This window comes from Nitrospiria bacterium, from assembly GCA_035517655.1.
Classification (GTDB): Bacteria; Nitrospirota; Nitrospiria; order JACQBZ01; family JACQBZ01; genus JACQBZ01.
The window spans coordinates 110241-132279 of sequence record DATIYJ010000011.1; the positions used below are offsets into that span (position 1 = coordinate 110241).

The following is a 22039-nucleotide window of genomic DNA, read 5'->3' on the forward strand; positions in this document are numbered from 1 at the left end:
GCAGAACAGCTGTGAAATTCAAGCCCTAAGGATCAAACGTGATCGAAGATCATTCCTATGTTTTAAAACGGCTATCCACGACTCAGGCTTCACCGCGTTTTACGATCGATTACGAAAAAGAGCTTAACCCGGCGCAGTATGCCGCCGTCAGCGCCTTGGAAGGGCCCGTTTTGGTCATCGCCGGTGCCGGCAGCGGCAAGACCCGCACCCTGGTTTATCGTGTCGCCCGTCTGATCGAATCGGGTTTGCCCCCTCAAAATCTTCTCTTGCTGACCTTTACCCGAAAAGCGGCTCAGGAGATGCTGAACCGCGCGGGCCTTCTGCTTGGAACCGCGTGCGATCGCGTGGCCGGAGGGACCTTCCATTCCTTCTCCAACACCATCCTTCGACGATATGGGACGGCCATCGGATTGGATCCGGCATTCACGATCCTGGATCGATCCGACAGCGAGGATGCGATCCATCTCCTGCGGAACGCTCGCGGGCTTGGGGATCGTGAAAAACGCTTCCCTCGCAAGAATACCCTCGCCGACATCTTCAGCGCTTCGGTGAATAAGGCCATCGCCCTTGAAGAGATTGTTCTCACAAGTTATCCCCACTTCTCCGAGCATCTCGGACCGATTCTAAGGTTGGAAAAGGCCTATGCCGAGTACAAAGGACAAAGAGCGCTTCTGGATTACGATGATCTGTTGCTTAAGCTTCGGGAGCTTCTGGAAACCCGACGCGACATCCGCGAGCAACTTTCGGAGACTTACCGGACCATCATGGTGGATGAATATCAGGATACCAACAAAATTCAGGCGCGTGTTGTTCGTCTCCTCTGCGCTCGGCATGAAAACATCATGGTGGTCGGCGACGACGCTCAGAGTATTTACTCCTTCCGAGGGGCCCACTTCAAGAACATCATGGACTTTCCAACGGAGTTTCCCAAGGCGCGAATTTTCAAATTGGAAGAGAACTATCGAAGCACGCAGCCGATTCTCAATCTGACGAACGAGATTATCAACCAAGCGTGTGAAAAATATTCCAAACATCTCTTTACGCATCAAAAGGAAGGACGTCAACCGGTGCTGGTCCGGGCTGAGACCGAGAACTGGCAATCCCGGTTCGTTTGTCAGAGAATATCGGAACTGCGAGACGAAGGAGTGCCACTGGGGGAAATCGCGGTTCTTTTCCGGTCCAGCCACCATTCCTTTGATCTTGAGATTGAATTGGCCAAGCATGGCCTGTCGTTTGTGAAGCGGGGAGGTTTTAAGTTTATCGAGACGACTCATGTGAAGGATGTCCTCGCCCATCTCCGGGTTATACAGAATCCCCGCGATGCCGTGAGTTGGAACCGGCTCCTGCTGTTGATCGAAGGGGTGGGGCTGAAAAAGAGCCAGATGATAATTACGGCCATGGCCAAGGAAACGGATTGGCTCAAAGCATTGAAAGCGCAATCTCTGCAAGGTTCAGGTGGGGCGGTATTGAAAGAGGTGGCCCGTTTATTCGAAGACCTTCGGGGGACCGTTTCGGTTCCCTCCGAGCAATTGAATCGGGTCTACGATTATTACATGCCGCTCCTATCGCAACGCTTTGACGACCACCCCAAACGGATCAAAGATCTTGAACATCTGTATGCGATTACAGAACGTTATCTTAGGCTCGATGAGTTTCTCAGCGATATCACGCTTGAACCGCCGGCCGAATCCCTTTCCGAGAGCGATCTAACAGCAAAGCATAACGGTCCTGAAAATGAAAAGCTTATTCTATCGACTATTCATTCGGCCAAAGGGCTGGAATGGCATGCCGTCTTTATTATCTGGGCACTGGATGGGAAATTTCCATCGATGTATTCATTTGATAATACAGAGGAACTTGAAGAGGAACGACGGTTGATGTATGTGGCCGCCACCCGTGCCAAGAAGGAGTTATACATTACATATCCGATAAATGTTTATGAGAAGGTTTTAGGAACGGTTTTATCAAGGCCCAGCCGTTTCTTAACTGAGATCCCACGGGCGTTGTTCGACGCATGGTCGCTTTTAGAGTAAAGTGTTAGAAATCAATTAGTTGTAAATTTGACAAAGACGCCGTTAGGTGGTAAATTTAAAAAAAATCACAAAAGTGATCAAAAAATTGATTGGAAATAAAAAAAAGAGTGAAGGTTTAAACCGTGAAAAGAGTCCGCTCGCATACTCTAGTCTTACTGTTAACCATCCTGACGAGTGCTCCCCGCGGAGGATATGCATTTGATGGGACCTTGAATCCTATTATACATACTCCTTCCCAGGCCGATGTTATTCAGGAAAACAACCGAACATTTCTGACGACCTTCTCCAACAATCTTGATCTGGCTTTCCAGAAAACACTGAACGACCGATACCCGCTCCTCTCACTTTATTATCGTGATATTTCGACAAACGCAGGGTCGGCTTACCTATTGTCGGACACCGAACGGAATGAGGAAAGCCGTTTTGTGACTCGACAGGCCCTATTTAAAGCCCTTCAGGACACCGTTAACGATGTAAATCTCCTCTACACATTAAAGGAGTACAGTCGGGCCATGACGACGGCCAATATGAAAGTTAGTGATGGGAACGTAAATTTTGAAGGGCCATCCTTGAATCATGCCGGCAATCATGACGATTCCTTAACCCAGGACGCACTTCGAAGCAGCCTGATGTTGGTCAACAACGCGGATTTTGGCTTGAACTTCCAGACGAGCTTTGGCTCGGTCCATTCCAATCTGACCTATTTCTTGGCGGGGCACGATATTCTGGGGGCCAGCCTTCAGAAGGATCTCTCCCAACATTCCAGACTCGTCTTGGAATATCGCATGGCGCCGAATGAAAACAGGGCGCTGCTCAGTCTCCATCTCCCGTTTCAATACTGACAATTTCCTCGATTGGTCAAGATTTGTGACACCGACCTTCGATACAAGTGCCTTAATCTTTCAGAGCGTCTTCACGAGCTTTCAACTTGATGCTTTTCGGAAATTAGCCCGGTGGCCAAGTCATTTGACGGCCGCCCATCAGATGAACGTGTAGGTGGTAGACGGTTTGCCCGCCTCCCGGTCCTGTATTGATCACGGCTCGGAATCCGGACGGGTTGAGGTCGTGCGTCTTCGCCAGTTCGTTTGCGACCATAAAAAGAGAACCCATCAGTTCCTTGTCCCCTTGGGTCAGGTTCATCAACGAATCGACATGTTTCCGTGGAACAACGAGAATATGGACGGGGGCTTGAGGGTTGATGTCTTCAAAAGCCACGACCGCTTCGTCCTCATAAACGATGCGGCCCGGGATTTCTTTTTTAACGATGCGACAGAACAGGCATTGGGTCATGTCAGGATCTCCTCTTTCGAATGAATCGGCTCATTTTGCCGAAACGTTTCTGCAATTCTTCATAGATGTCGACGGGGGCGATATTGTGATAGCCCATCAAAACCAATATGTGAAACCACAAATCGGCGATCTCCCAGATGATCTCGGGCGTGCGATTGTTTTTTGAACCGATGATCAATTCGCCCGATTCTTCCCCGATTTTTTTTAATATTTTATCCCGACCCGAAGTCAACAACCAGGAAACATAGGATTTCCGTTTAGGCGATTGTTTTCGATCAAGGATAACTTCATAGATACGGTCCAGGACCAACGCCCTTGCCGATGTCGGTTTCAGCCGAAGGAGACGGCCGTTCTTTACAGTTCTGAAGAAACAGGACCGCTGGCCGGTGTGACAGGCAGGTCCATCCGGTTCGACGCGGACCAAGAGGGTGTCTCCGTCGCAATCGATCTGGATTTCCTGCACGTTCATATAGTTCCCGGAAGTGGCCCCTTTGTGCCAGAGCAATTTTCTCGAGCGGCTCCAGAAATGGGCCTGGCCGGTCCGCATCGTCTTTTCCAGCGACTCGCGGTTCATGTAGGCCATCATCAGAACCGAGTTGTCCCGTTGATCCTGGACGATCGCGGGAATCAGGCCTTCTGCATTGAATTTCAAACCGGCGGGCAGTCGTTTTGAAAACCTCATTTGAACCTCACCGGAAAGCGAACCGGGACGCCTTTGGACCGGAGAAACGTCTTGGCGTCGAGCAGGGTATACTGTTTATAATGGAAGATCGAGGCCGCCAAAACGGCATCCGCCTTTCCATCGGCCAATACGTCGTAGAGGTGTTGCAAGTTGCCCGCTCCGCCCGACGCGATGATCGGGATCGAGACGGCATCGGATACCGCCCGCGTGAGTTCAATGTCGTAGCCTTTTCGAGTGCCGTCCTGATCCATGCTGGTCAATAAAATTTCACCCGCGCCAACTTCCGCCATTCGGACCGCCCAGGCGACGGCCTCCAGCCCGGTCGCTATTCTCCCGCCGTGGGTGTAAACCTGCCAGGTATTCTGAGATCGTTTGGCGTCGATCGCGACCACGATGCATTGGCTGCCAAACCGTTCCACGGCGGTCTTTACAAAAGGGGGGTCCTCCACGGCAGCGGTGTTGATCGAAACCTTGTCGGCGCCCGCGAGCAGGAGTTCACGGATGTCCTGGAGGGTCCGGATCCCGCCCCCGACCGTGAGCGGCATGAACACCTCGGCGGCCGTCCGCTCCACGACGTCCAGGAGGATTTTCCGTTTCTCGTGGGAAGCGGTGATATCGAGGTAGCAAAGCTCATCGGCGCCTTCTTCGTCATAGTGCCGTGCGATCTCGACGGGGTCGCCGGCATCGCGTAGGTTCAGAAATCCGACGCCCTTCACGACACGTCCATCCTTTACATCCAGGCAAGGGATGATTCGCTTGGCCAGCATTAGACCGCCCCTCGCCCGATCATAAGCGCCTCGCGGAGGTTGACGGTGCCGGTATACAGGGCCTTTCCGATGATGATGCCGGCGACCCCGGATGACTCCAATTCGCACAACGACCGGATGTCTTCGAGAGAAGAAACGCCTCCGGAGGCGATGACCGGGATCTCCACGGAGTGGGCCAGTTCCCGAATGGCATCGAGATTGGGTCCTTGGAGCATGCCGTCTTGTTGGACGTCGGTGAAGATGATGGAAAGGATTCTAAGTCCGCCCAGTTTTTTGGCAAATTCGATTACACCCTCCCCTGTGGGTTGAGTCCATCCCTGTACTAATATCTTTCCCTCTCGAGCATCTAATCCCACCGATATTCCGCCGGGAAATAAATCACAGGCTGATTTTAGAAACTCAAAGGATTGTAATGCTTTTGTCCCTAGAACAAGCCTGGATGCTCCTATCCGTCTGTAATTCTCAATGTCAAGGAATGTCCTTATGCCACCCGCTGCCTGAATCGGGATTTTGACGGATTGAACGATCTTCAGAATTTGGTTGCGGTTTTTAGGAGACCCGCTGAACGCCCCGTCCAGATCCACGACATGGATCAATTCGGCTCCTTCGGATTCCCACCGGCGGGCGACCGCGACCGGGTCGTCCGAATAGATCGACTCGGTTCCGAGACGGCCCTGTTGGAGTCGGATGCATTTCCCGTCCTTGATATCGATCGCTGGGATGATTACCATCAGCGCGTCTTCGCTTGGGCCCAGGGGGAGGCCGCCATGAGCTGCTCGACTCCGTCATCGGACAATTCGGCCGCCGTGAGCCATCGTCCTCCGCGTCTGAAGAAAAGGTGGAAGGCCGAGATATCTTCCATCAATGACTTTTGAGTTTCGTTATAGCTGGCCTTCCAAAGGAGATGGCCGTCTTCGGGATGGATGAGCTGAACCGTGAACCCGACCGAGGCCGGTTTACGGATTCCATAAGCGTCTCCCTCCCGCTCCGTAAATGTCGTCACCGATCCGAAAAGCACGGTGGATGTTTTCAGAATCTTCCCGATCTGTTCGGCCCGCTCTAAATCGGAGAGGGGCGCGGCCCCGCCGTCCGACGGAAGGGGCGCTTGGTTCCCCCAGCGGATGACGGTGACGTGGCGTTCGATCAGTTTTTGGTAAAACTGGTCCGTGATCATTTGGGCCCCGTCGTCCTCGACCCTGCCGGAACGGATCTCGCCCGTGGATTGAGGTTCCACGATGAACGGAATGAGGCCAACCTCCTGGATGGAATGTTTTTCAAGTTCGGCCGGCAACAAACTTTGGATGTATTTTGCCCCGCAGCCGGCCAGCGCGGCCCCGAGAAGCAGGATCAGAAAAAAGCCTGTTGTTCTTATCGGCATCGGGCAAAGTTCCGAAGGAGCCTCAAACCGACCGCCTGACTTTTTTCCGGATGAAACTGGCAGGCAAAGACGTTTTCGACAGCGATGCTCGAAGCGAAAGGTTGTCCGTATTCCGTCAGGGTAGCGATCGTGTCCTGATCTTCGGGTTCCACATAATAAGAGTGAACGAAATAGACCATCGCGTCCGTGGGAAGATCTTCAATCACCGGTGCGGGTTTCTGAATCGACAGGGTGTTCCATCCCATATGCGGCACTTTCAGCGCGTCATGCGGGAAGCGAACGACGCGGCCCCGGATCCATCCCAATCCTTTATGGAGTCCGAATTCTTCGCTCTCCGTGAAGAGGAGTTGCAGTCCCAGGCAGATGCCGAGAAACGGTTTTCCGCTCGACAAGGCCCGATGGATGGGATCGATCAGGCGCATCTCCTCGAGGTTGCGCATGCAGTCCGGAAAGGCGCCCACGCCGGGAAGCACGACGTGGCTCGCGTCCGCGATACGCCGGGGGTCGCGCGTGACGTCGGCCGCGAAGCCCAGCCGTTCGAAGGCCTTCGAGACGCTGCGAAGATTGCCCATGCCGTAATCGATGATCGCAATCATGTCGTTCGTTACAATTTTCCCTTTGTGGATGGAACGCCGCGTGTCCGCGCATCGATCTGCACGGCCTGATCCAGCGCCCGTCCAAACGCCTTGAAGATCGCCTCGAGTACGTGATGGGGATTCTTCCCGTAGGGAACATTGATATGGAGCGTGGTTCCGCTGTGGACGACGAACGCCTTAAAGAACTCTTCAATGAGCTCCACATCGAAATCCCGGATCATTTTCTTTTTCGGCAGGGGGACCTGATAAATCAGGTACGGCCGGCCGGAAAGGTCCAGATCCACATGGGCGATCGCTTCGTCCATCGGCACGGAAAAGGAACCATACCGTTTGATGCCCTCCTTGTTCCGCAGCGCCTTGGCCACGGTCTCCCCCAAAACGATTCCGATATCCTCCACCGTATGATGAAAGTCGACCTCCGTGTCCCCCCGAGCCATGACCGTGAGGTCGAGCCGACCGTGTTTGGCCATCAGGGTCAGCATGTGATCCAAAAACGGCATCGTGGTATGAATGCGGCTCTGCCCGGTGCCGTCCAGGTCCAAGCGGATTTTCACCTGGGTTTCGGATGTCTTCCTCTGAACCTCGGCCAAGCGCGTCTTCATTGCGTGCGAACCTCCACGGCCCGGGCGTGTGCCTGAAGCCCTTCCATCTCCGCGATCCGAATCGCGGCTTCCTTGACCCGTGACAGGCCTTCACGGCTGAACGCAAGGAGGCTGGTCTTTTTCACAAAATCGTCCACCGACAGGGGCGACGAGAAACGGGCCGTTCCCCCGGTGGGCAGGACATGGTTTGGACCCGCGACATAATCGCCGAGCGACTCGGTGGTGTAGTGACCGAGGAAGACGGCCCCGGCATGTTTGACCATCGGGAGCAGGCGATCCGGTTGGTCCACGGCCAATTCGAGATGCTCCGGCGCAATCGCGTTGGCCATCATGACCGCCTGGGCCAAGTCTCGAACCCGGAAGATTTTTCCCGAACGACGGAGCGATTGGGTGATGATCTTCTTCCGCGGCAGATCCTTGATCTGCTCTCGCATCCGCGTCCGGACTTTTCGGATCAGCGAGTCGCTGGGGGTGATCAGGATCGAGACGGCTTGCTCGTCGTGTTCGGCCTGTGACAGGAGATCGGCCGCGACAAATCGGGGGTCGGCCGTGTCATCCGCGATCACGACGATCTCGCTGGGACCGGCGATCATGTCGATGTCCACCAGGCCGAAGACCAGCCGTTTGGCCGTGGCGACGTAAATGTTTCCCGGTCCCACGATCTTGTCCACCCGGGCGAGAGTCTTGGTCCCGTAGGCCATCGCCCCGATCGCCTGCGCGCCGCCGATGGTATAAATTTCGTCGACGCCGGCCAGATCGGCCGCGACGAGCAGATGAGGGTTCATCTCCCCCCGATGGGTCGGCGTGCACATCACCACTTCCGGAACGCCGGCCACTTTGGCCGGGACGGCGTTCATCAGGACGGAAGAGGGATAGGACGCTTTCCCTCCGGGGACATAGATCCCGACCCGATCCAGCGGGCGCACCAATTGGCCCAGGGTGATCTGTTGCTCCTCATAATTCCAGCTCTTGAGCTTTTGTCGTTCGTGGAACGACCGGATTCGGTGGGCGGCGAAGCGGAGCGACTCCACGGCCTCGGGCGCGACCTGACGGTAAGCCTCTTTGATGCGATCCGGACGAATTCGAAGCCGGTCGGCGGTAAGACGGATTTGATCGAATTCGCGCGAATAGCGAAGGACGGCGGCGTCTCCCTGCCGTCGGACCGCTTCAAGAATGGTCCGGACCGTCGTCTCGACGCCCGCCGGGCTTGAAGGGGTCCTTCGCAGTCGGGCCAGCCACGCCCGGGTTGACGTTTGTGTGTTGAGCCGGATCAGCTTCATGGGGCCGCCTCGGAGATCGTTTTTTCCAGTCGTTGGATCAGGTCCGTGATCGTTTTGGTTTTTGTCTTAAGGCTGGCCCGGTTGACGATCAACCGGGCGGTGGACTCCGCGATGACCGCCTGTTCCTCGAGGTGGTTCTCGCGCAGGGTCGTCCCGGTGGTGATCAGATCCACGATCTGTTCCGACAGCCCCACCAACGGGGCCAGCTCGATCGCCCCGGACAGCCGGATGATCTCGACCGGCAGCCCCTTTTCGTTGAAATACCGCTCCGCAATTTTAGGATATTTCGTCGCGATCTTAAGCTTACCCGAGGACCAGCTGGGCGTCAGGGCCGCCCTGCGGGGTCCCGCCACCACGATCCGGCAGGCCCCGAAACGAAGATCGAGCGGTTCGTACACGTCGGGTTCCTGCTCCAGCAGAACATCTTTGCCCGCGATGCCCATGTCGGCCGCGCCGTACTCGACGTAAGTGGGCACATCCACCGCGCGCACGATCACCATCCGGATCCGATGCGGGGCGTCTTCGAAAAGGAGTTTACGGCTGTCGGCTTTTAACCCCCGCGGAAGAAGTCCGTTTTTCTTGAAGAGGGCGATGGACGAGTTCAGCAGGCGGCCTTTCGGCAATGCGACGGTCACGGTATCTTTCATGGCGTTTGTTTATTGGTAGGGGCTTGCGTCGCCCCCTCCACCGGCCAAGCCGGATGGAGCCTCCCCCTATCGCTCACGTTGTTCGCCGGGTAGATACACACGAGCAGATCCCGCGAGTATCTACGTGATCCGGGTGATTTTGCCCCCAAGGTTTGAAAATTTCTGCTCGAGCTGTTCGTAGCCCCTGTCCAGATGATACACGCGTGAAATCTCGGTCTCGCCTTCCGCAGCCAGTCCCGCGAGCACCAAGGAGGCGCTGGCCCGAAGGTCCGAGGCCATCACCGGTGCCCCGCTCAAGCGGCGAGTCCCTTTGATGACGGCATTGCTTCCTTGGACGTTGATGTCGGCGCCCATTCGGCGGAGTTCGGCCACGTGGGTGAAGCGGTTCTCGAACACCGTCTCGGTGATCACGCTCAGACCGTCCGAGAGGGCCATCAAGGCCATCATCTGGGCCTGCATGTCCGTCGGGAAACCCGGGTAGGGGAGCGTCTTGATGTCCACCGCCCCGATCCGCCCCGTTGCCGCGGCCCGGACACCATCCGTTTCCTCGCCAATCTCGACGCCCGCCTCCCGCAGTTTTTGCAAAACGGCGTCCAGGTATCGAGGACCGCAACCGCGGACGAAGATTTCTCCCCGGGTGATGGCGGCGGCCGTCAGGTACGTTCCGGCCTCGATGCGGTCGGGCATGATGCGGTACGAACACGAATGGTCCAGCGATTCAACGCCGTCGACCGTGATCACGTCCGTGCCGGCGCCGTGGATCTTCGCACCGCACCGGATCAGGAAATGCGCCAGATCCACCACCTCCGGCTCGCGGGCGGCGTTCTCGATCACCGTGACCCCGTCCGCCAGCGTGGCGGCCATCATCAGATTCTCCGTGCCCGTGACCGAGGCCAGGTCCAGGTAGATGCGCGCTCCTTTGAGACGCCGTGCCTTGACGGCGACGTACCCGTGTTCGATCTGAATCTCGGCCCCCATCTTCTCAAGCCCCATCAAATGGAGGTTGATCGGCCGGGCTCCGATCGCGCAACCTCCCGGAAGCGAAACTCGGGCTTCCCCGAAGCGCGCGGCCAGCGGGCCCAGGACCAAGACGGAGGCACGCATGGTCTTGACGAGCTCATAAGGCGCTTCATGACGGGTCAGGGCGGGCATCCGGATCGTCCATCCGCCCTGTCCGTCGTCTTCGATGACGGTGCCCAGATGGTTCAAGAGGCGTTTGATCGTCGCCACGTCCATCAGCTTCGGAACATTGAGGACGCGGTGTTCGGCCCGGCTGAGCAGGGTTGAGACGAGGATGGGCAATGCGGCGTTCTTGGCCCCGCTCACCTTGACCTCGCCTTTAAGTCGCTTGCCTCCCTTGATCCGGATTTTATCCATGCGGGTTCACGGTTTCGTCAGAACGACCGCCCGGTCAATTTTTTGCAGGTCTTTTTTGATTTCGTCCACCCGCCAGCCGGCTTCCTCGGCCAGGGTCCGAACGTCGTCGGCCTGCCGGATTCCGATCTCCAAACCCATGCGTCCGCCGGAGCGAAGCAGCTCAATGCCCTGAGCAAGAATCCGTCGATAATAATCCAGGCCGTCGGGCCCGCCGTCCAGCGCGATCCGCGGTTCGTGGTCCCGGACCTCCGGTTGCAGGACCGGGATCTCCCCCGTCGGGACATAGGGCGGGTTGGAAATCAAAAGATCAATGCACCGGGCCGGTCCCGCGGTTCTCAATGGACCAAAGAGGTCCCCTTCCAGGAATTCGATCCGGCCGTCGGCGTCGTGCCGGACGGCGTTAAGACGGGCGATCCGGAGGGCGTCCGCCGACAGGTCGGTTGCAAGAACCCGGGCCCATGGAAACAGTTTGGCCAGGACGACGGCCAGACAGCCGCTCCCGGTTCCAAGGTCCGCCACGGTGATCGAGGCATCCGACGGTTCCGGGATCGACTCCAGGGCGATCTCGATCAACAGTTCCGTCTCGGGTCGCGGAATCAGAACATCCGGGGTTACGTAAAACTCCAGGCCCCAGAATTCCTGGCCGCCGAGGAGGTACTGAAGCGGTTCCCGTCCCGCGCGGCGTCGGATCAGATCTTCAAAAATCGATCGGCGATCGGGATCGAGCCCTAACGCGTCGGACCGATAAAGGTCCAGGCGCGTGCGGCCCAAAACGTGCGCGAGCAAGGTCTCGGCTTCCCGGCGGGCCTCCGGGAGGCCGGCGTCGGTCAGCGCGCGCGTCGCCGTTTTGAGAACGTTCTGCCGTTCTTGTGTCGGGGGTGTCGTGATGCCCATTTTCATGATGGATCAGGATGTCGTGACCGTGTTGAGCCGGTCGGATTGATCGGCCGCAATGAGTGTGTCGACGATCTCGTCCAGATCCCCCTCAAGGATTTGGTTGAGCCGGTGCAGAGTCAATCCGATCCGGTGGTCGGTCACCCGGTTCTGGGGGAAATTGTACGTGCGTATTTTCTCGCTTCGATCCCCCGTACCGACCTGCGATTTTCTCGCCTTGGCCGTCTCGGCTTCCTGCCGTGTTTTTTCCACCTCCAGAAGCCGGGAACGCAGCACGCGCATCGCCTTATTTTTGTTCTTCAACTGAGATCGCTCGTCCTGACAACTGACGACCGTGCCGGTCGGAATGTGGGTGATCCGGACGGCCGAATGGGTCGTGTTGACGCCCTGTCCGCCCGGCCCGGAGGAGCAGAACGTGTCGATCCGGAGATCGTTCGGGTCGATCGTGATGTCCACCTCTTCCGCTTCCGGAAGCACCGCGACGGTGACGGCCGAGGTGTGAATGCGCCCCCCCGCTTCGGTGACGGGAACGCGTTGAACCCGATGAACTCCGCTTTCGAATTTCAGATGCCGGTAGGCGCCTTTGCCTTCGATGGCGACGATGACCTCTTTCAAACCGCCGATTCCGGTCGGGCTGGAGGTGACCATCTCGACATGCCACCGGTGATTCTCGGCATAGCGGGTGTACATCCGGAACAGTTCGGCCGCGAAGAGGGCGGCTTCGTCTCCCCCCGTGCCGGCGCGGATTTCCAGGAAGGTGTTCTTGTCGTCCCGGGGGTCTTTCGGCAACAGAAAGGCCTTGAGCTTCTGTTCCAGCGCTTCCTTGCGTTTCAGGAGGTCCTGATATTCGTGCTCGGCCAGTTCCCGAAACCCGGCCTCCGCCCCGGTGTCGCGCAGGATCTCTTCCGTGGCCTCGACCTCTTTGAGGACGGCCTTGTACTCTTGGTATTGATCCACAACCTCCGAGAGATCCGACCGCTCCTTCGCGAGGCGCTGGAGCTGCGTCGCATCCGCGAGGACGCGCGGGTCGCTCAGGGCCTGATTCAAGTCGTCGAATTTATCTTCGATCGACTCGAGCTTTTTAATGAAAATTGGATCGATGTTCATCGTCATCCAAGCTTATTTCTTCTTGTACTTTTTCCGGAACCGCTCGACGCGACCTTCCGTGTCGATCAGTTTCTGCGTGCCCGTAAAAAAGGGATGGCAGGAGGAACAGATCTCGACATGGATATCGCTCCGGGTTGAACGGGTGTTAATGATGTTTCCGCAAGCGCACGTGATCGTGGTCGTTTGATACGCCGGGTGAATCCCTTCTTTCATTTTATTTAATCCTCCTTGTTTATTAAACCGTGGGGGTTCTCTCCACCCCCGGAGTCAAACCGGCCGCTTGGATATCCCTTGTTTAGGTGAAGCCGTGTCTGAGCAAACAGGTCATTATAACATTTTTGATTTCTTGTGAAAAGGGCCTGGTTTGGGAATGCCTTGATCGAGAACCGAAAGGGGGTTTCCCGTCCTCGATTCGAGACGAGGGGATCGAAGGGCTACTTGTTCATAGATTCAAGGAACTCTTTGTTGGTTTTAGTGTTTTTGATTTTATCGATCAGGAATTCCATGCTCTCCACGGTCGAAAGGGGACTCAGAACCTTTCGCAGAATCCACATTTTGTTCAGGTCGTCCCGGTCCACCAGCAGTTCTTCCTTTCGGGTCCCGGACTGGTTGATGTCGATGGAGGGGAACACGCGCTTGTCGGCCAGTTTCCGATCGAGATGGACTTCCATGTTGCCCGTTCCTTTGAATTCCTCAAAGATCACGTCATCCATCCGGCTGCCCGTGTCGACCAGGGCCGTCGCCATGATCGTCAGGCTGCCCCCGTTCTCGATGTTCCGGGCCGAGCCGAAAAATCGTTTGGGCCGCTGAAGGGCATTCGCGTCCAAGCCGCCCGACAAAACCTTGCCGCTCGGTGGGATGATGGAGTTGTAGGCCCGGGCCAGTCGCGTAATGCTGTCCAGCAGGATCACCACGTCGCGTTTGTGTTCGACCAGACGTTTGGCTTTCTCCAGAACCATTTCCGCAACCTGCGCATGGCGCTGCGCGGGCTCATCGAAGGTTGAACTGACCACTTCGGCCTTTACCTGGCGCTGCCAATCCGTGACCTCTTCGGGCCGCTCATCGATGAGCAGAACGATCAAGGTGATTTCGGGATGATTAGAGAGAACGGCCTTCGCGATATTCTGAAGGAGAACCGTTTTGCCGGTGCGGGGGGAGGCGACGATCAATCCGCGCTGTCCTTTCCCGATCGGCGTGATCAGTTCCATGACCCGGGTCGACAATTCCAGGGGATCGTGTTCCAGGCGGATCTTTTCTTCCGGGTACAGCGGGGTGAGGTTATCGAACAGGATCTTGTCCCGCGCCGTCTCCGGATCTTCGAAATTGACCTTTTCCACTTTTAAGAGTGCGAAATACCGCTCGCCTTCCTTGGGGGGGCGGATCTGTCCGGAGACGATGTCGCCGGTGCGGAGGTTGAAGCGGCGGATCTGGGAGGGAGAAATATAAATGTCATCGGGCCCGGGGAGATAATTGTAATCCGGCGCCCGCAGGAAACCGAAGCCGTCCGGGAGCGTTTCCAGGACGCCTTCGCCATAAATGACGCCGTTCTTTTCGGCCTGGGCCTGAAGGATGGCGAAGATCAGCTCCTGCTTTCGGAGGTTGCTGGCTCCATCGATCTTCAAATCCTTCGCGACGTCATTCAGCTCCGCGATGTTTTTTTCCTTTAGTTCTTGAAGATTCATTCGGTTCTCCTTGACATTATCCATCATATGCGCTCTCAGTCGTGACCCGGATTGCAACAAGCCAAACCCGGGTGAGTTTGAACGTGCGTTTTTAGTGTTTAGTATTTAAGCGTCAACGGTTTCTTCATCCAACGTGTCTGCTGCGACCCGCAGCATGCAGGTCGGCCGCAATGGAGCAGTCGATCAAGTTCGGGTGAGGGTGATGTTGTGTAGGATAGTTCACTCGGAGGACTCAAGGCTGCCGCAATTTATGCTGCATGTAATAACTTAAAGATGAGATGTCTGGATTTATTTCCCTGTTGAAGAATCGGTTTCTTGCGGTGTGTATTTTCATACTATAGCCGATCCTTATGGATTTTGTCAACTCCTTATTTAAAGGGGCATGCGTCGCCCCCTCCACTGAAGCTTCCGAAGGTTCCGGTTTCCCTTATTTACGATTTACCATTCTCGATTCACCAAATTCCCCGCCAAAGGTCGTAAATCGTAAATAGGGGAAAATTTCCCTGCGGGGAATTTTCGGCCACCCCCTCCGGCTTGCTTTGCCCGCCGGCAACTACTTTAAATCTCTCGCGCACCGAAAACCGGCGTCCGGGAAGGCTCCTTCGGGACTGATGTAGAAACGGTAGGAGGTTCGATAAAAATACGGAATCGCGTAATGCCCCATGCCGCCCCAGCTGCTGCCTCGAATGACCTTGAATTTTTCCCCGAAGGTTTCGCTGGTATAATCGGATCCGGGGTAGGGTTGATACCAGTCCGCGGTCCATTCCCAGACGTTTCCGGCCATGTCGTACACGCCGTAAGGACTTTTCCCGGCTTCGAAATGGCCGACGGGGGTTAAATCGCCGATGCCGGTGTCTCCGGTGTTGGCCTTGGCGGCGTCGAATTCATTGCCCCAGGGATAGTCCCGTCCGTCCGTGCCGCGAGCCGCCTTCTCCCATTCGGCTTCGGTCGGCAATCGTTTTCCGGCCCATCCGCAGAAACGCTCCGCGTCGTACCAGTTCACGTAGGCCACCGGGTAACTTTCTCGTCCGGCGGGAATCGTGCCGGACGGCCAGTTCTCCGGCGGCCTTGAGCCCGTGGCGTCCACAAACGTCTTGTAGGCGGCGTTGGTCACTTCATACTTATCCATAAAATAACTCGGAAGATTGACCTTGTGTTGGGGATGCTCGTCCAGATACCAGGGTTTTACGGTTCCGAATTCGGCGCCCTTTCCTTCGGTATCCACTTTATTGCTGCCCATGATGAATTCGCCCGCCGGAATCAAGACCATGCCTTCGGGCGGGGTCTGATTTTTTATACATCCCGCCAGAATCAGCAGGCAGAAAATCAGAACGGCCGGGCGTCTCGTGTTTCGGACCATGTGAAAACGATGTCCTTTCTCGGAGGAAAAGTTACAGGGATTCGGCGCATCGAAAACCGAAGCCGTTGTTCTTCGTCCCGGGGTTAAAAAAGCTGCGATTGAAATTCGGGGCGCTGATTCCGCAGTGATAACCCGAACAATCGATCCACGATCCGCCCTTCAGCACCCGGTATTTCTCCCCGTAGTTTTCGGTGGGACGTTTGTTCCCCGCGTAGGCTTTATACCAGCTGGCCGTCCATTCCCAGACGTTGCCGGCCATGTCCGAGACCCCGTAGGGACTGTTCCCCTTCGGAAAACTTCCGACCGGAGTGGTCCCGCCCAACTTCAACTGGGGGACGTTGGCCTTCTTGGGATCAAAGTCGTTGCCCCACGGGAACCAGCGTCCGTCCGTGCCGCGGGCCGCCTTTTCCCATTCGATGTCCGTCGGCAGGCGCTTCCCGGCCCAGTGGCAGAAGTCGTTGGCGTCGTACCAGGTGACAAAAACGACCGGGTGGTTACCGTTGCTGGGAGGGTACATGTCGCCGATCCAGTCCGCCGGAGCGGGACGTCCCGTGGCCTCGATGAACGTCCGGTATAGAAGGTTCGTCACTTCGAATTTATCGATACGGAAACCGTCCACGTAAACGGTATGCATGGGACCTTCGTCCGGCCATCGGGAGTCCGACCCCATGATAAAGGACCCCTTCGGAATCAAGATCATGTTGGGCGTTGCTGTCGCGCGGGGCGGACTAGCTTTTGATGCTTCGTTGGACGATCCCTCCGAGACCGTCGTGAGCGTGCCAATCGCGGTCGAAACTAAAAGGACCTTGAATAAAAAAAAACAGGATCCTTTCGGGTGGTCGAGGGCAATCATGAGGGATTCTTTTTCCGAAACGGCGATGCGGGACTGCTTCTCCGGATCCCCATGATAGCAAGGATTTTACGGGCCGTCAAGAATAAGTTCGTGCAGTTGCACCGTCGTGGGCGCTATTGACTATTTTAAACCTGCATGTTACATTCCAAATTTCCGTAACGACGGTGTTTGGCGGGATGATTCTATGCTTGATATCAAATACATTCGAGAACAGACGGATCGGGTTCGACAAAAGATGACGGAGCGTGGGCAGACCTATGATCTCGATGGACTGCTTCGTGTCGATCAGGAACGCCGGCGGCTTGTGGTTGAAGTGGACGAGCTCAAACGCCGTCGGAACATAGCCTCCGACGAAATCACGCGCTTGAAACAGCGGCGGCAGCCCGCCGATGCGCTGTTGGCCGAGATGAAGGAAGTTTCGGAACGGATCAAGTTGCTTGATGAACAGATCCGGTCGCTGGACGAGCAAGTGCAGGAACGGCTGCTCTACCTTCCGAATCTGTTGCACGACTCCGTTCCGGCGGGGCGGGACGAAAAAGAGAACAAGGAAATCCGGCGGTGGGGAACGCCGCCGTCGTTCGATTTTGCGCCGCGGTCTCACTGGGAGATCGGGGAGAAACTGGGCATCCTGGATTTTGAGCGGGCCGCCCGTGTGACGGGGGCGCGCTTCGTTTTTTATAAAGGCCCGGGGGCCCGATTGGAACGGGCCCTTTTGAATTTGATGCTGGACCTGCACACCGGCGAACACGGCTATGAGGAAATCCTGCCGCCGTTCATCGCGAATCGCGCGAGCCTGATCGGAACGGGCCAGCTTCCGAAATTCGAGGAGGATCTGTTCCATCTTCGGGACGAGGATTATTTTCTGATCCCGACCGCCGAGGTGCCTCTCACCAACTTCCATCGCGATGAAATTTTAGATGAAGAGCGGCTTCCCTTATCCTACGCGGCCTATACCCCCTGTTTCCGTCGCGAAGCCGGTTCCTACGGCAAGGACACGCGCGGTCTGATCCGTCAACATCAGTTCAATAAGGTCGAGCTGGTCAAGTTTACAACGCCCGAACGCTCGTATGATGAACTGGAACGGTTGCTCCAGAATGCCGAGTCGGTCCTGCAACGGCTCGGGCTGCATTATCGGGTTGTGCTGCTTTGCACGGGAGACACCGGATTCTCGTCGGCCAAGACCTATGATATCGAGGTATGGCTCCCGGGACAAAACCAGTTCCGGGAAATATCCTCCTGCAGTAATTTCGAGTCGTTCCAGGCGCGCCGGGCCGGGATCCGGTATCGGGCAAAGGGCGGCAAAAAGACGGAGTACGTTCACACGATCAACGGCTCCGGCCTTGCGATCGGACGCACCGTCGTGGCGATTCTGGAAAATTATCAGCGGAAGGACGGCAGCGTGGCCGTTCCGGAAGCGTTGCGGCCCTACATGGGCGGTGTCAGCGATATTCGGGCCGATCGATGAATTTGAGAATGGAGCAATAGAGAATAGACCGCATTCTCACACCGTTATGATTCTCGTCTGATTTCTATTGCTCCATTGTTCGAATGCTCTGTAAAATTTGCAGGGCAAATTTTACGGAGGGGTGGCCGAGTGGCCTAAGGCGGCGGTCTTGAAAACCGTTACCCGAAAGGGTCGTGGGTTCGAATCCTACCCCCTCCGAATTTTTGCAAAGCAAAAATTCGGAGCATTGGAGCAGTGGACATTGGAAAATGGACACGGCTCACAATGCGGTCCAATGTTCTATGGTTCTATTGCTTGTTCAGGGTCGCCGAGTTAGGTCGGTCGGCATAAATATTTAAGATAAGTGGCAACGGATTTCAGTGTTATTTGAGCGATGACCAAACGGAAAACTAGGGCTAAAAAATCTCCAACTAAGCACAGGAAGGGACGATCCTTCGAGCGGGCAGTGGCAATGATCCAAGCGGGGTTGGACCCTCAAGCCACAGTCAAACACGATGAAAAGCTAAAGGACAAACACGGCCACAGTCGTCAGTTTGATGTAGTCTTGCGAGGAAAAATTGGGGGCCACGAGGTTCTTGGGGTTATAGAGTGCAAGGACTTACAGGGTTCAGTAGGTACTCCCGTCATTGATGCCTTTGTTACTAAAGCCGCAAGCGTGGGCGCAGATCTCAAGTTCGTTGTATCGAAGCACGGATTTTCAAGGCCGGCACTCAAAGTCGCTGCTGATAACCATGTGCATACTCTATCTCTTCTGAAAAGCCCTACTGAAAAGCATGGGTTTACCGTTGGCGACTATGTGTACGCATGCCGGCTTGCTTGGACATCCCTCCGGCTTAGTGCCGTCTTGACCGACGGTACAACTCTGGCGATCCACGACCGACCGCAAGATGTGCATGTGAATGGCTATTCTCTGTTCGAATGGATTCTCCAAGAGGCTCATTCCACGTTTCTGAAGATTCCAGAGCCCGGTTGGTACAGACTACGGCTTAGATTCCACGATCCAGCCACAATAGTTTTATCCTCTGGGGCGCGTCAGATCCAGGTGCTGGAGGTTTACCTAAAATGTGAACGCGAGTACCGGCGAAAAGTTGCTTTCGCTGTTGGCAGCGGTTTCGTCGATTTTGGTTCGAAAAAACTCAAAGTTCCAGGAGGGGGAACGATTAAAGTTTCCTTCACCGCGGACCCAAATCTTAAAGATTGGGAGCCCGTTGATGCACTTCCGAAAAAGCCCAGCGCACTAGTGCTTGGAACATTGTTCGTGTACTCGAGGCCAGGTGAAGTACCCCGTTCCTTGTTTGACGCTCAGACTGTTGCAGAGGTTATGTTTGATCCCCTTGTTACCAAACAATTACCGGACCCGACTCAATTGATCTGATGATGGCTGGTTGTAATGAGGATTAGTGTTACGGCATTTCAGCCGTCGGTTTAATGTGAACGGACGAGGAAAAGGTGACTGTGGCTGGTTGAAGACGCGGCGGCGCTCATGCAATGTGAGCCAGAATCTTTTCCCGCTCATCGGAAGAAAAGTCCTGCCCGTAAAAACGCAGAAAAATTTCTCTCTTGATCTCTCTCTGGTCGGCGTTCGGATGATTCATCAGAATGGAAGCTAAAACCTGACGGCGGGCCAGGTCGAACATGGAAAACCCCATCTTCAGTCGGTCCTGACCGCTTTTCTCCATCATCATCGCCTTGAAACGGACTTCTAACTCCGGAGACGTATCTTTCATCAGTTTGCCTCTTGATAGACCTCTTGGAGCCCCAGCTTGGCCACCCACTTCAGAATGTACCGCCGGTCCAGACCGGGAGTCTGCAGGAGATTTTTTACATCCCGGATCTGCATCTCGGACCGGCTGTCCTTGGCCCAGTCCAGTTTGGAGAGGATGAGGTCCTCCGGCGAAGCCACAAGGATCCTTCCCCCCTCGAACTCGATGCTGCGTCTGCGCTCAAATTCGACCCGGCGGTATTCTGAATCCTTTCGAACGATAAAGTCAACTTTCACGACCCCTTCCCGATGAATGATATTGAACATTCCCTTGCTTTGGAGCGCGTGCCTCATAACATCCCGGTCAACATAAAAGTCGTTTGAGAAAAGGGAGAAAAGTTCTTCAACCTTCTCCTCACCAACCTCGATGATAATGTCGATATCCCGGGTCATTCTGGGGATGGTATAGAAATTCGCCGCGATCGAGCCGGTCACCATATATCGAATCCCGGCCGACTCCAGCCGCTGAGTAACAATTTTTAGGACATCCTGCTCGTTGATCATACGGAGCCACCCTGCTTCCTCTGGCATTTTGATATGCAGTTGACTTCTTTATATGCGAGCGAATTATACAGAAGATCCGAGTGAAATGAAAAGTGTTTTCCGCGCATCTTCTCATTGCAAATCGACTCCGTTTCTCATAAAATAAGTTCGAGCTTTATCTAAAAGTCTCCGTAAGTGTTCGGGAGGATTCGCATGGATGCCCCACGCAACATCGCCGTGATCATCGGGAGTCTTCGCGAGGAGTCCTTCAGCCGCAAGATGGCCCATGCGCTCGCGGCGCTTGCGCCTGCCTCTCTCAAACTCCAGATCATCGAGATCGGGCCGTTGCCACTCTATAACCAGGATCTTGATGGGGTCGATCCACCGGCGGCCTGGGTCTCCTTCCGGGAACGGATCAAGGCTTCGGACGCCGTTCTGTTCGTCACCCCGGAACACAATCGTTCGGTACCAGCGGCGCTCAAGAATGCGCTGGATGTCGGTTCACGGCCTTACGGGAAAAGCGCGTGGAACGGCAAGCCGGGAGCCGTGGTCAGCGTAGCGCCGGGCGCGCTTGGCGCTTTTGGGGCCAATCACCATCTTCGCCAATCCCTCGTCTTCCTCAATGTGCCCACCCTTCAGCAGCCCGAGGCCTACATCGGAGGCGCCGCCGGTCTGTTCGATGCCAATGGAAACTTGTCCAACGAGAGCACACGGGATTTTCTCCGAAAATTCATGGAGGCGTACGCGGCCTGGATCGAGCAAAACCTGCGTCGCTGAAGAGCCGGGGTTTCCTTCCATCGAAGGCGGGCATCTATCTTGTCTTTACCCGCTATTCTCTGATACCATACTGGCTGTCTATTGTGAGAAAACACAATGAAGGGACAAGCCCTTAAAGCAAGACCGACCAACGTTTCGATTACGGAGGAACTGATCCGAGAAATTGCGAGTCGGATCGTAAGTCATTTTCATCCTCACAAAATTATTCTTTTCGGTTCCTACGCTTACGGCAAACCCACGCCGGACAGTGATCTTGACCTTCTTGTCATTATGCCCACCCGCAAACGCCCCGCCGAGCGAAGCGCAGAAATCTCGCTAAAGTGCCGTCCGCCCTTTATTCCGATGGAGGTTATCGTATTGACGCCCGGCGAAATCAAACAACGACTGGCGGGTTTCGATCCGTTTCTGGAGGAAGTTCTGGCGAAGGGTCAAGTCCTTTATGAAGCCCAAAGGTGATTTTGAGCCGTGGGTCTATAAAGCAGAGGAAGATTATCGCACGGCCGTCACAATGGTGCGCAAACGCAAGGGCGGCGCGCCCGATGTTGTTTGTTTCTGTTCCCATCAGTGTATCGAGAAATACCTCAAGGCTTTCTTGGTGCTTCACCGCATTCCATTTCGCAAAATCCATGTTCTCGATGCATTGCTCGATTTGGCCGTTACTTGCGACCCGCTGCTTGAGGTGATCCGGCGGAACGTTGTGAAGTTGAATCCCTACGCTGTTCGGGTGAGGTATCCGGGAGATGAGGCCACGATCGGCGAGGCGAGGGATGCCGTGGTTCTGATGAAACGACTACGCGCATTTCTCCGTGAGAAGCTTGAACTTCCTAAACAGACTTAATCCCGTTTGTCCGAAGGGTTCCCCACAATCTTCCAATCCAAAACCTCCTTCCAAACCCCGGCCCCTTGTGCCCGGTACCGCTCTTCCGTTATCATAGAGCATCGACAATCATCATGGAGGGCTGCGCTATGCCGGGACTCGTACGAACGATGGTCGTTGGATTGAC

The 22039-nt window shown here is 55.6% G+C and carries 25 protein-coding genes and 1 tRNA gene; 8 read left to right on the forward strand and 18 right to left on the reverse strand.

What is annotated here, in order from left to right; translation table 11 throughout:
* Positions 1–38: 38 nt before the first annotated feature.
* Positions 39–2033, forward strand: a complete 1995-nt coding sequence (locus VLY20_02175) for an ATP-dependent helicase (GenBank protein ID HUK55447.1) — start codon at positions 39–41, stop codon at positions 2031–2033.
* Positions 2034–2242: 209 nt separating this feature from the next.
* Positions 2243–2875 carry a hypothetical protein gene (locus tag VLY20_02180; protein ID HUK55448.1) on the forward strand — a complete coding sequence of 211 codons (633 nt, stop codon included), beginning with the start codon at positions 2243–2245 and terminating at the stop codon, positions 2873–2875.
* Positions 2876–2978: 103 nt separating this feature from the next.
* Here VLY20_02180 and VLY20_02185 read toward each other — a convergent pair whose 3' ends face one another.
* The 16 genes from VLY20_02185 to VLY20_02260 form a co-directional block, all read right to left on the reverse strand.
* Positions 2979–3323, reverse strand: coding sequence for a histidine triad nucleotide-binding protein (locus tag VLY20_02185; protein ID HUK55449.1), 345 nt, complete (start codon positions 3321–3323; stop codon positions 2979–2981).
* Position 3324: 1 nt separating this feature from the next.
* Positions 3325–4005 (reverse strand): bifunctional phosphoribosyl-AMP cyclohydrolase/phosphoribosyl-ATP diphosphatase HisIE, encoded by a 681-nt coding sequence (gene hisIE, locus VLY20_02190; protein ID HUK55450.1) that lies wholly within the window; start codon positions 4003–4005, stop codon positions 3325–3327.
* Positions 4002–4772, reverse strand: coding sequence for an imidazole glycerol phosphate synthase subunit HisF (gene hisF / locus VLY20_02195; protein HUK55451.1), 771 nt, complete (start codon positions 4770–4772; stop codon positions 4002–4004). Before hisF ends, hisIE begins: the two co-directional genes overlap by 4 nt.
* Positions 4772–5503, reverse strand: coding sequence for a 1-(5-phosphoribosyl)-5-[(5-phosphoribosylamino)methylideneamino]imidazole-4-carboxamide isomerase (hisA, locus tag VLY20_02200; protein ID HUK55452.1), 732 nt, complete (start codon positions 5501–5503; stop codon positions 4772–4774). Before hisA ends, hisF begins: the two co-directional genes overlap by 1 nt.
* Entirely contained in the window at positions 5503–6150 is a 648-nt protein-coding gene (locus VLY20_02205; GenBank protein ID HUK55453.1) for a hypothetical protein, read from the reverse strand. The genes hisA and VLY20_02205 overlap by 1 nt, the downstream gene beginning before the upstream one ends.
* Complete coding sequence (gene hisH, locus VLY20_02210) at positions 6141–6746, reverse strand: imidazole glycerol phosphate synthase subunit HisH (GenBank protein HUK55454.1); 606 nt, start codon at positions 6744–6746, stop codon at positions 6141–6143. Before hisH ends, VLY20_02205 begins: the two co-directional genes overlap by 10 nt.
* Before the next feature lie 8 nt (positions 6747–6754).
* The gene (hisB, locus tag VLY20_02215; GenBank protein HUK55455.1) at positions 6755–7348 is read right to left on the reverse strand and encodes an imidazoleglycerol-phosphate dehydratase HisB; all 594 of its coding nucleotides are present in this window, start codon (positions 7346–7348) and stop codon (positions 6755–6757) included.
* Complete coding sequence (gene hisD, locus VLY20_02220; GenBank protein ID HUK55456.1) at positions 7345–8628, reverse strand: histidinol dehydrogenase; 1284 nt, start codon at positions 8626–8628, stop codon at positions 7345–7347. The genes hisB and hisD overlap by 4 nt, the downstream gene beginning before the upstream one ends.
* Positions 8625–9275 carry an ATP phosphoribosyltransferase gene (gene hisG / locus VLY20_02225; protein HUK55457.1) on the reverse strand — a complete coding sequence of 217 codons (651 nt, stop codon included), beginning with the start codon at positions 9273–9275 and terminating at the stop codon, positions 8625–8627. The genes hisD and hisG overlap by 4 nt, the downstream gene beginning before the upstream one ends.
* Positions 9276–9395: 120 nt before the next feature.
* The gene (gene murA / locus VLY20_02230) at positions 9396–10652 is read right to left on the reverse strand and encodes a UDP-N-acetylglucosamine 1-carboxyvinyltransferase (protein HUK55458.1); all 1257 of its coding nucleotides are present in this window, start codon (positions 10650–10652) and stop codon (positions 9396–9398) included.
* A gap of 6 nt (positions 10653–10658) precedes the next feature.
* Positions 10659–11552 (reverse strand): peptide chain release factor N(5)-glutamine methyltransferase, encoded by an 894-nt coding sequence (gene prmC, locus VLY20_02235; GenBank protein ID HUK55459.1) that lies wholly within the window; start codon positions 11550–11552, stop codon positions 10659–10661.
* Positions 11553–11558: 6 nt separating this feature from the next.
* Positions 11559–12653 carry a peptide chain release factor 1 gene (prfA, locus tag VLY20_02240; GenBank protein ID HUK55460.1) on the reverse strand — a complete coding sequence of 365 codons (1095 nt, stop codon included), beginning with the start codon at positions 12651–12653 and terminating at the stop codon, positions 11559–11561.
* 12 nt (positions 12654–12665) lie between these two features.
* Entirely contained in the window at positions 12666–12866 is a 201-nt protein-coding gene (gene rpmE / locus VLY20_02245) for a 50S ribosomal protein L31 (protein HUK55461.1), read from the reverse strand.
* 221 nt (positions 12867–13087) lie between these two features.
* On the reverse strand, positions 13088–14335 hold the full coding sequence (gene rho, locus VLY20_02250; GenBank protein HUK55462.1) for a transcription termination factor Rho: 1248 nt from the start codon (positions 14333–14335) through the stop codon (positions 13088–13090).
* Between the two features lie 553 nt (positions 14336–14888).
* On the reverse strand, positions 14889–15695 hold the full coding sequence (locus VLY20_02255; GenBank protein HUK55463.1) for a formylglycine-generating enzyme family protein: 807 nt from the start codon (positions 15693–15695) through the stop codon (positions 14889–14891).
* Positions 15696–15726: 31 nt separating this feature from the next.
* On the reverse strand, positions 15727–16548 hold the full coding sequence (locus VLY20_02260) for a formylglycine-generating enzyme family protein (protein ID HUK55464.1): 822 nt from the start codon (positions 16546–16548) through the stop codon (positions 15727–15729).
* A gap of 184 nt (positions 16549–16732) precedes the next feature.
* Between VLY20_02260 and serS the strand changes: the two genes are divergently transcribed.
* The 3 genes from serS to VLY20_02275 all read left to right on the forward strand — a co-directional run bounded on the left by serS (position 16733) and on the right by VLY20_02275 (position 19388).
* Entirely contained in the window at positions 16733–18013 is a 1281-nt protein-coding gene (gene serS / locus VLY20_02265) for a serine--tRNA ligase (protein ID HUK55465.1), read from the forward strand.
* Positions 18014–18128: 115 nt separating this feature from the next.
* Positions 18129–18211 (forward strand) — tRNA-Ser (locus tag VLY20_02270).
* 175 nt (positions 18212–18386) lie between these two features.
* A complete protein-coding gene (locus tag VLY20_02275) occupies positions 18387–19388 on the forward strand; it encodes a restriction endonuclease (GenBank protein HUK55466.1) in 1002 nt (333 codons plus the stop codon).
* 106 nt (positions 19389–19494) lie between these two features.
* On the opposite strand, the gene VLY20_02280 is transcribed toward VLY20_02275, so the two are convergent.
* Together VLY20_02280 and VLY20_02285 are read right to left on the reverse strand one after the other, a co-directional pair.
* On the reverse strand, positions 19495–19740 hold the full coding sequence (locus tag VLY20_02280; GenBank protein HUK55467.1) for a hypothetical protein: 246 nt from the start codon (positions 19738–19740) through the stop codon (positions 19495–19497).
* Positions 19740–20279, reverse strand: coding sequence for a nucleotidyltransferase (locus VLY20_02285; GenBank protein HUK55468.1), 540 nt, complete (start codon positions 20277–20279; stop codon positions 19740–19742). Before VLY20_02285 ends, VLY20_02280 begins: the two co-directional genes overlap by 1 nt.
* Positions 20280–20471: 192 nt before the next feature.
* Here VLY20_02285 and VLY20_02290 point away from each other — a divergent pair, with 192 nt between their 5' ends.
* From VLY20_02290 to VLY20_02300, 3 genes are all read left to right on the forward strand, one after another.
* Positions 20472–21035, forward strand: a complete 564-nt coding sequence (locus tag VLY20_02290) for an NAD(P)H-dependent oxidoreductase (GenBank protein HUK55469.1) — start codon at positions 20472–20474, stop codon at positions 21033–21035.
* A 96-nt stretch (positions 21036–21131) separates the two neighbouring features.
* Positions 21132–21491, forward strand: coding sequence for a nucleotidyltransferase domain-containing protein (locus VLY20_02295; protein HUK55470.1), 360 nt, complete (start codon positions 21132–21134; stop codon positions 21489–21491).
* Positions 21475–21873, forward strand: a complete 399-nt coding sequence (locus VLY20_02300) for a HEPN domain-containing protein (GenBank protein HUK55471.1) — start codon at positions 21475–21477, stop codon at positions 21871–21873. The genes VLY20_02295 and VLY20_02300 overlap by 17 nt, the downstream gene beginning before the upstream one ends.
* Positions 21874–22039 lie beyond the last annotated feature (166 nt).

Bases quoted from the DNA above. Each gene is read 5' to 3' on its own strand.
- VLY20_02185 (HUK55449.1), bottom strand. From the start codon at position 3,323: ATGACCCAATGCCTGTTCTGTCGCATCGTTAAAAAAGAAATCCCGGGC.
- hisIE (HUK55450.1), bottom strand. From the start codon at position 4,005: ATGAGGTTTTCAAAACGACTGCCCGCCGGTTTGAAATTCAATGCAGAA.
- hisF (HUK55451.1), bottom strand. From the start codon at position 4,772: ATGCTGGCCAAGCGAATCATCCCTTGCCTGGATGTAAAGGATGGACGT.
- hisA (HUK55452.1), bottom strand. From the start codon at position 5,503: ATGGTAATCATCCCAGCGATCGATATCAAGGACGGGAAATGCATCCGA.
- VLY20_02205 (HUK55453.1), bottom strand. From the start codon at position 6,150: ATGCCGATAAGAACAACAGGCTTTTTTCTGATCCTGCTTCTCGGGGCC.
- hisH (HUK55454.1), bottom strand. From the start codon at position 6,746: ATGATTGCGATCATCGATTACGGCATGGGCAATCTTCGCAGCGTCTCG.
- hisB (HUK55455.1), bottom strand. From the start codon at position 7,348: ATGAAGACGCGCTTGGCCGAGGTTCAGAGGAAGACATCCGAAACCCAG.
- hisD (HUK55456.1), bottom strand. From the start codon at position 8,628: ATGAAGCTGATCCGGCTCAACACACAAACGTCAACCCGGGCGTGGCTG.
- hisG (HUK55457.1), bottom strand. From the start codon at position 9,275: ATGAAAGATACCGTGACCGTCGCATTGCCGAAAGGCCGCCTGCTGAAC.
- murA (HUK55458.1), bottom strand. From the start codon at position 10,652: ATGGATAAAATCCGGATCAAGGGAGGCAAGCGACTTAAAGGCGAGGTC.
- prmC (HUK55459.1), bottom strand. From the start codon at position 11,552: ATGAAAATGGGCATCACGACACCCCCGACACAAGAACGGCAGAACGTT.
- prfA (HUK55460.1), bottom strand. From the start codon at position 12,653: ATGAACATCGATCCAATTTTCATTAAAAAGCTCGAGTCGATCGAAGAT.
- rpmE (HUK55461.1), bottom strand. From the start codon at position 12,866: ATGAAAGAAGGGATTCACCCGGCGTATCAAACGACCACGATCACGTGC.
- rho (HUK55462.1), bottom strand. From the start codon at position 14,335: ATGAATCTTCAAGAACTAAAGGAAAAAAACATCGCGGAGCTGAATGAC.
- VLY20_02255 (HUK55463.1), bottom strand. From the start codon at position 15,695: ATGGTCCGAAACACGAGACGCCCGGCCGTTCTGATTTTCTGCCTGCTG.
- VLY20_02260 (HUK55464.1), bottom strand. From the start codon at position 16,548: ATGATTGCCCTCGACCACCCGAAAGGATCCTGTTTTTTTTTATTCAAG.
- serS (HUK55465.1), top strand. From the start codon at position 16,733: ATGCTTGATATCAAATACATTCGAGAACAGACGGATCGGGTTCGACAA.
- VLY20_02275 (HUK55466.1), top strand. From the start codon at position 18,387: ATGACCAAACGGAAAACTAGGGCTAAAAAATCTCCAACTAAGCACAGG.
- VLY20_02280 (HUK55467.1), bottom strand. From the start codon at position 19,740: ATGAAAGATACGTCTCCGGAGTTAGAAGTCCGTTTCAAGGCGATGATG.
- VLY20_02285 (HUK55468.1), bottom strand. From the start codon at position 20,279: ATGATCAACGAGCAGGATGTCCTAAAAATTGTTACTCAGCGGCTGGAG.
- VLY20_02290 (HUK55469.1), top strand. From the start codon at position 20,472: ATGGATGCCCCACGCAACATCGCCGTGATCATCGGGAGTCTTCGCGAG.
- VLY20_02295 (HUK55470.1), top strand. From the start codon at position 21,132: ATGAAGGGACAAGCCCTTAAAGCAAGACCGACCAACGTTTCGATTACG.
- VLY20_02300 (HUK55471.1), top strand. From the start codon at position 21,475: ATGAAGCCCAAAGGTGATTTTGAGCCGTGGGTCTATAAAGCAGAGGAA.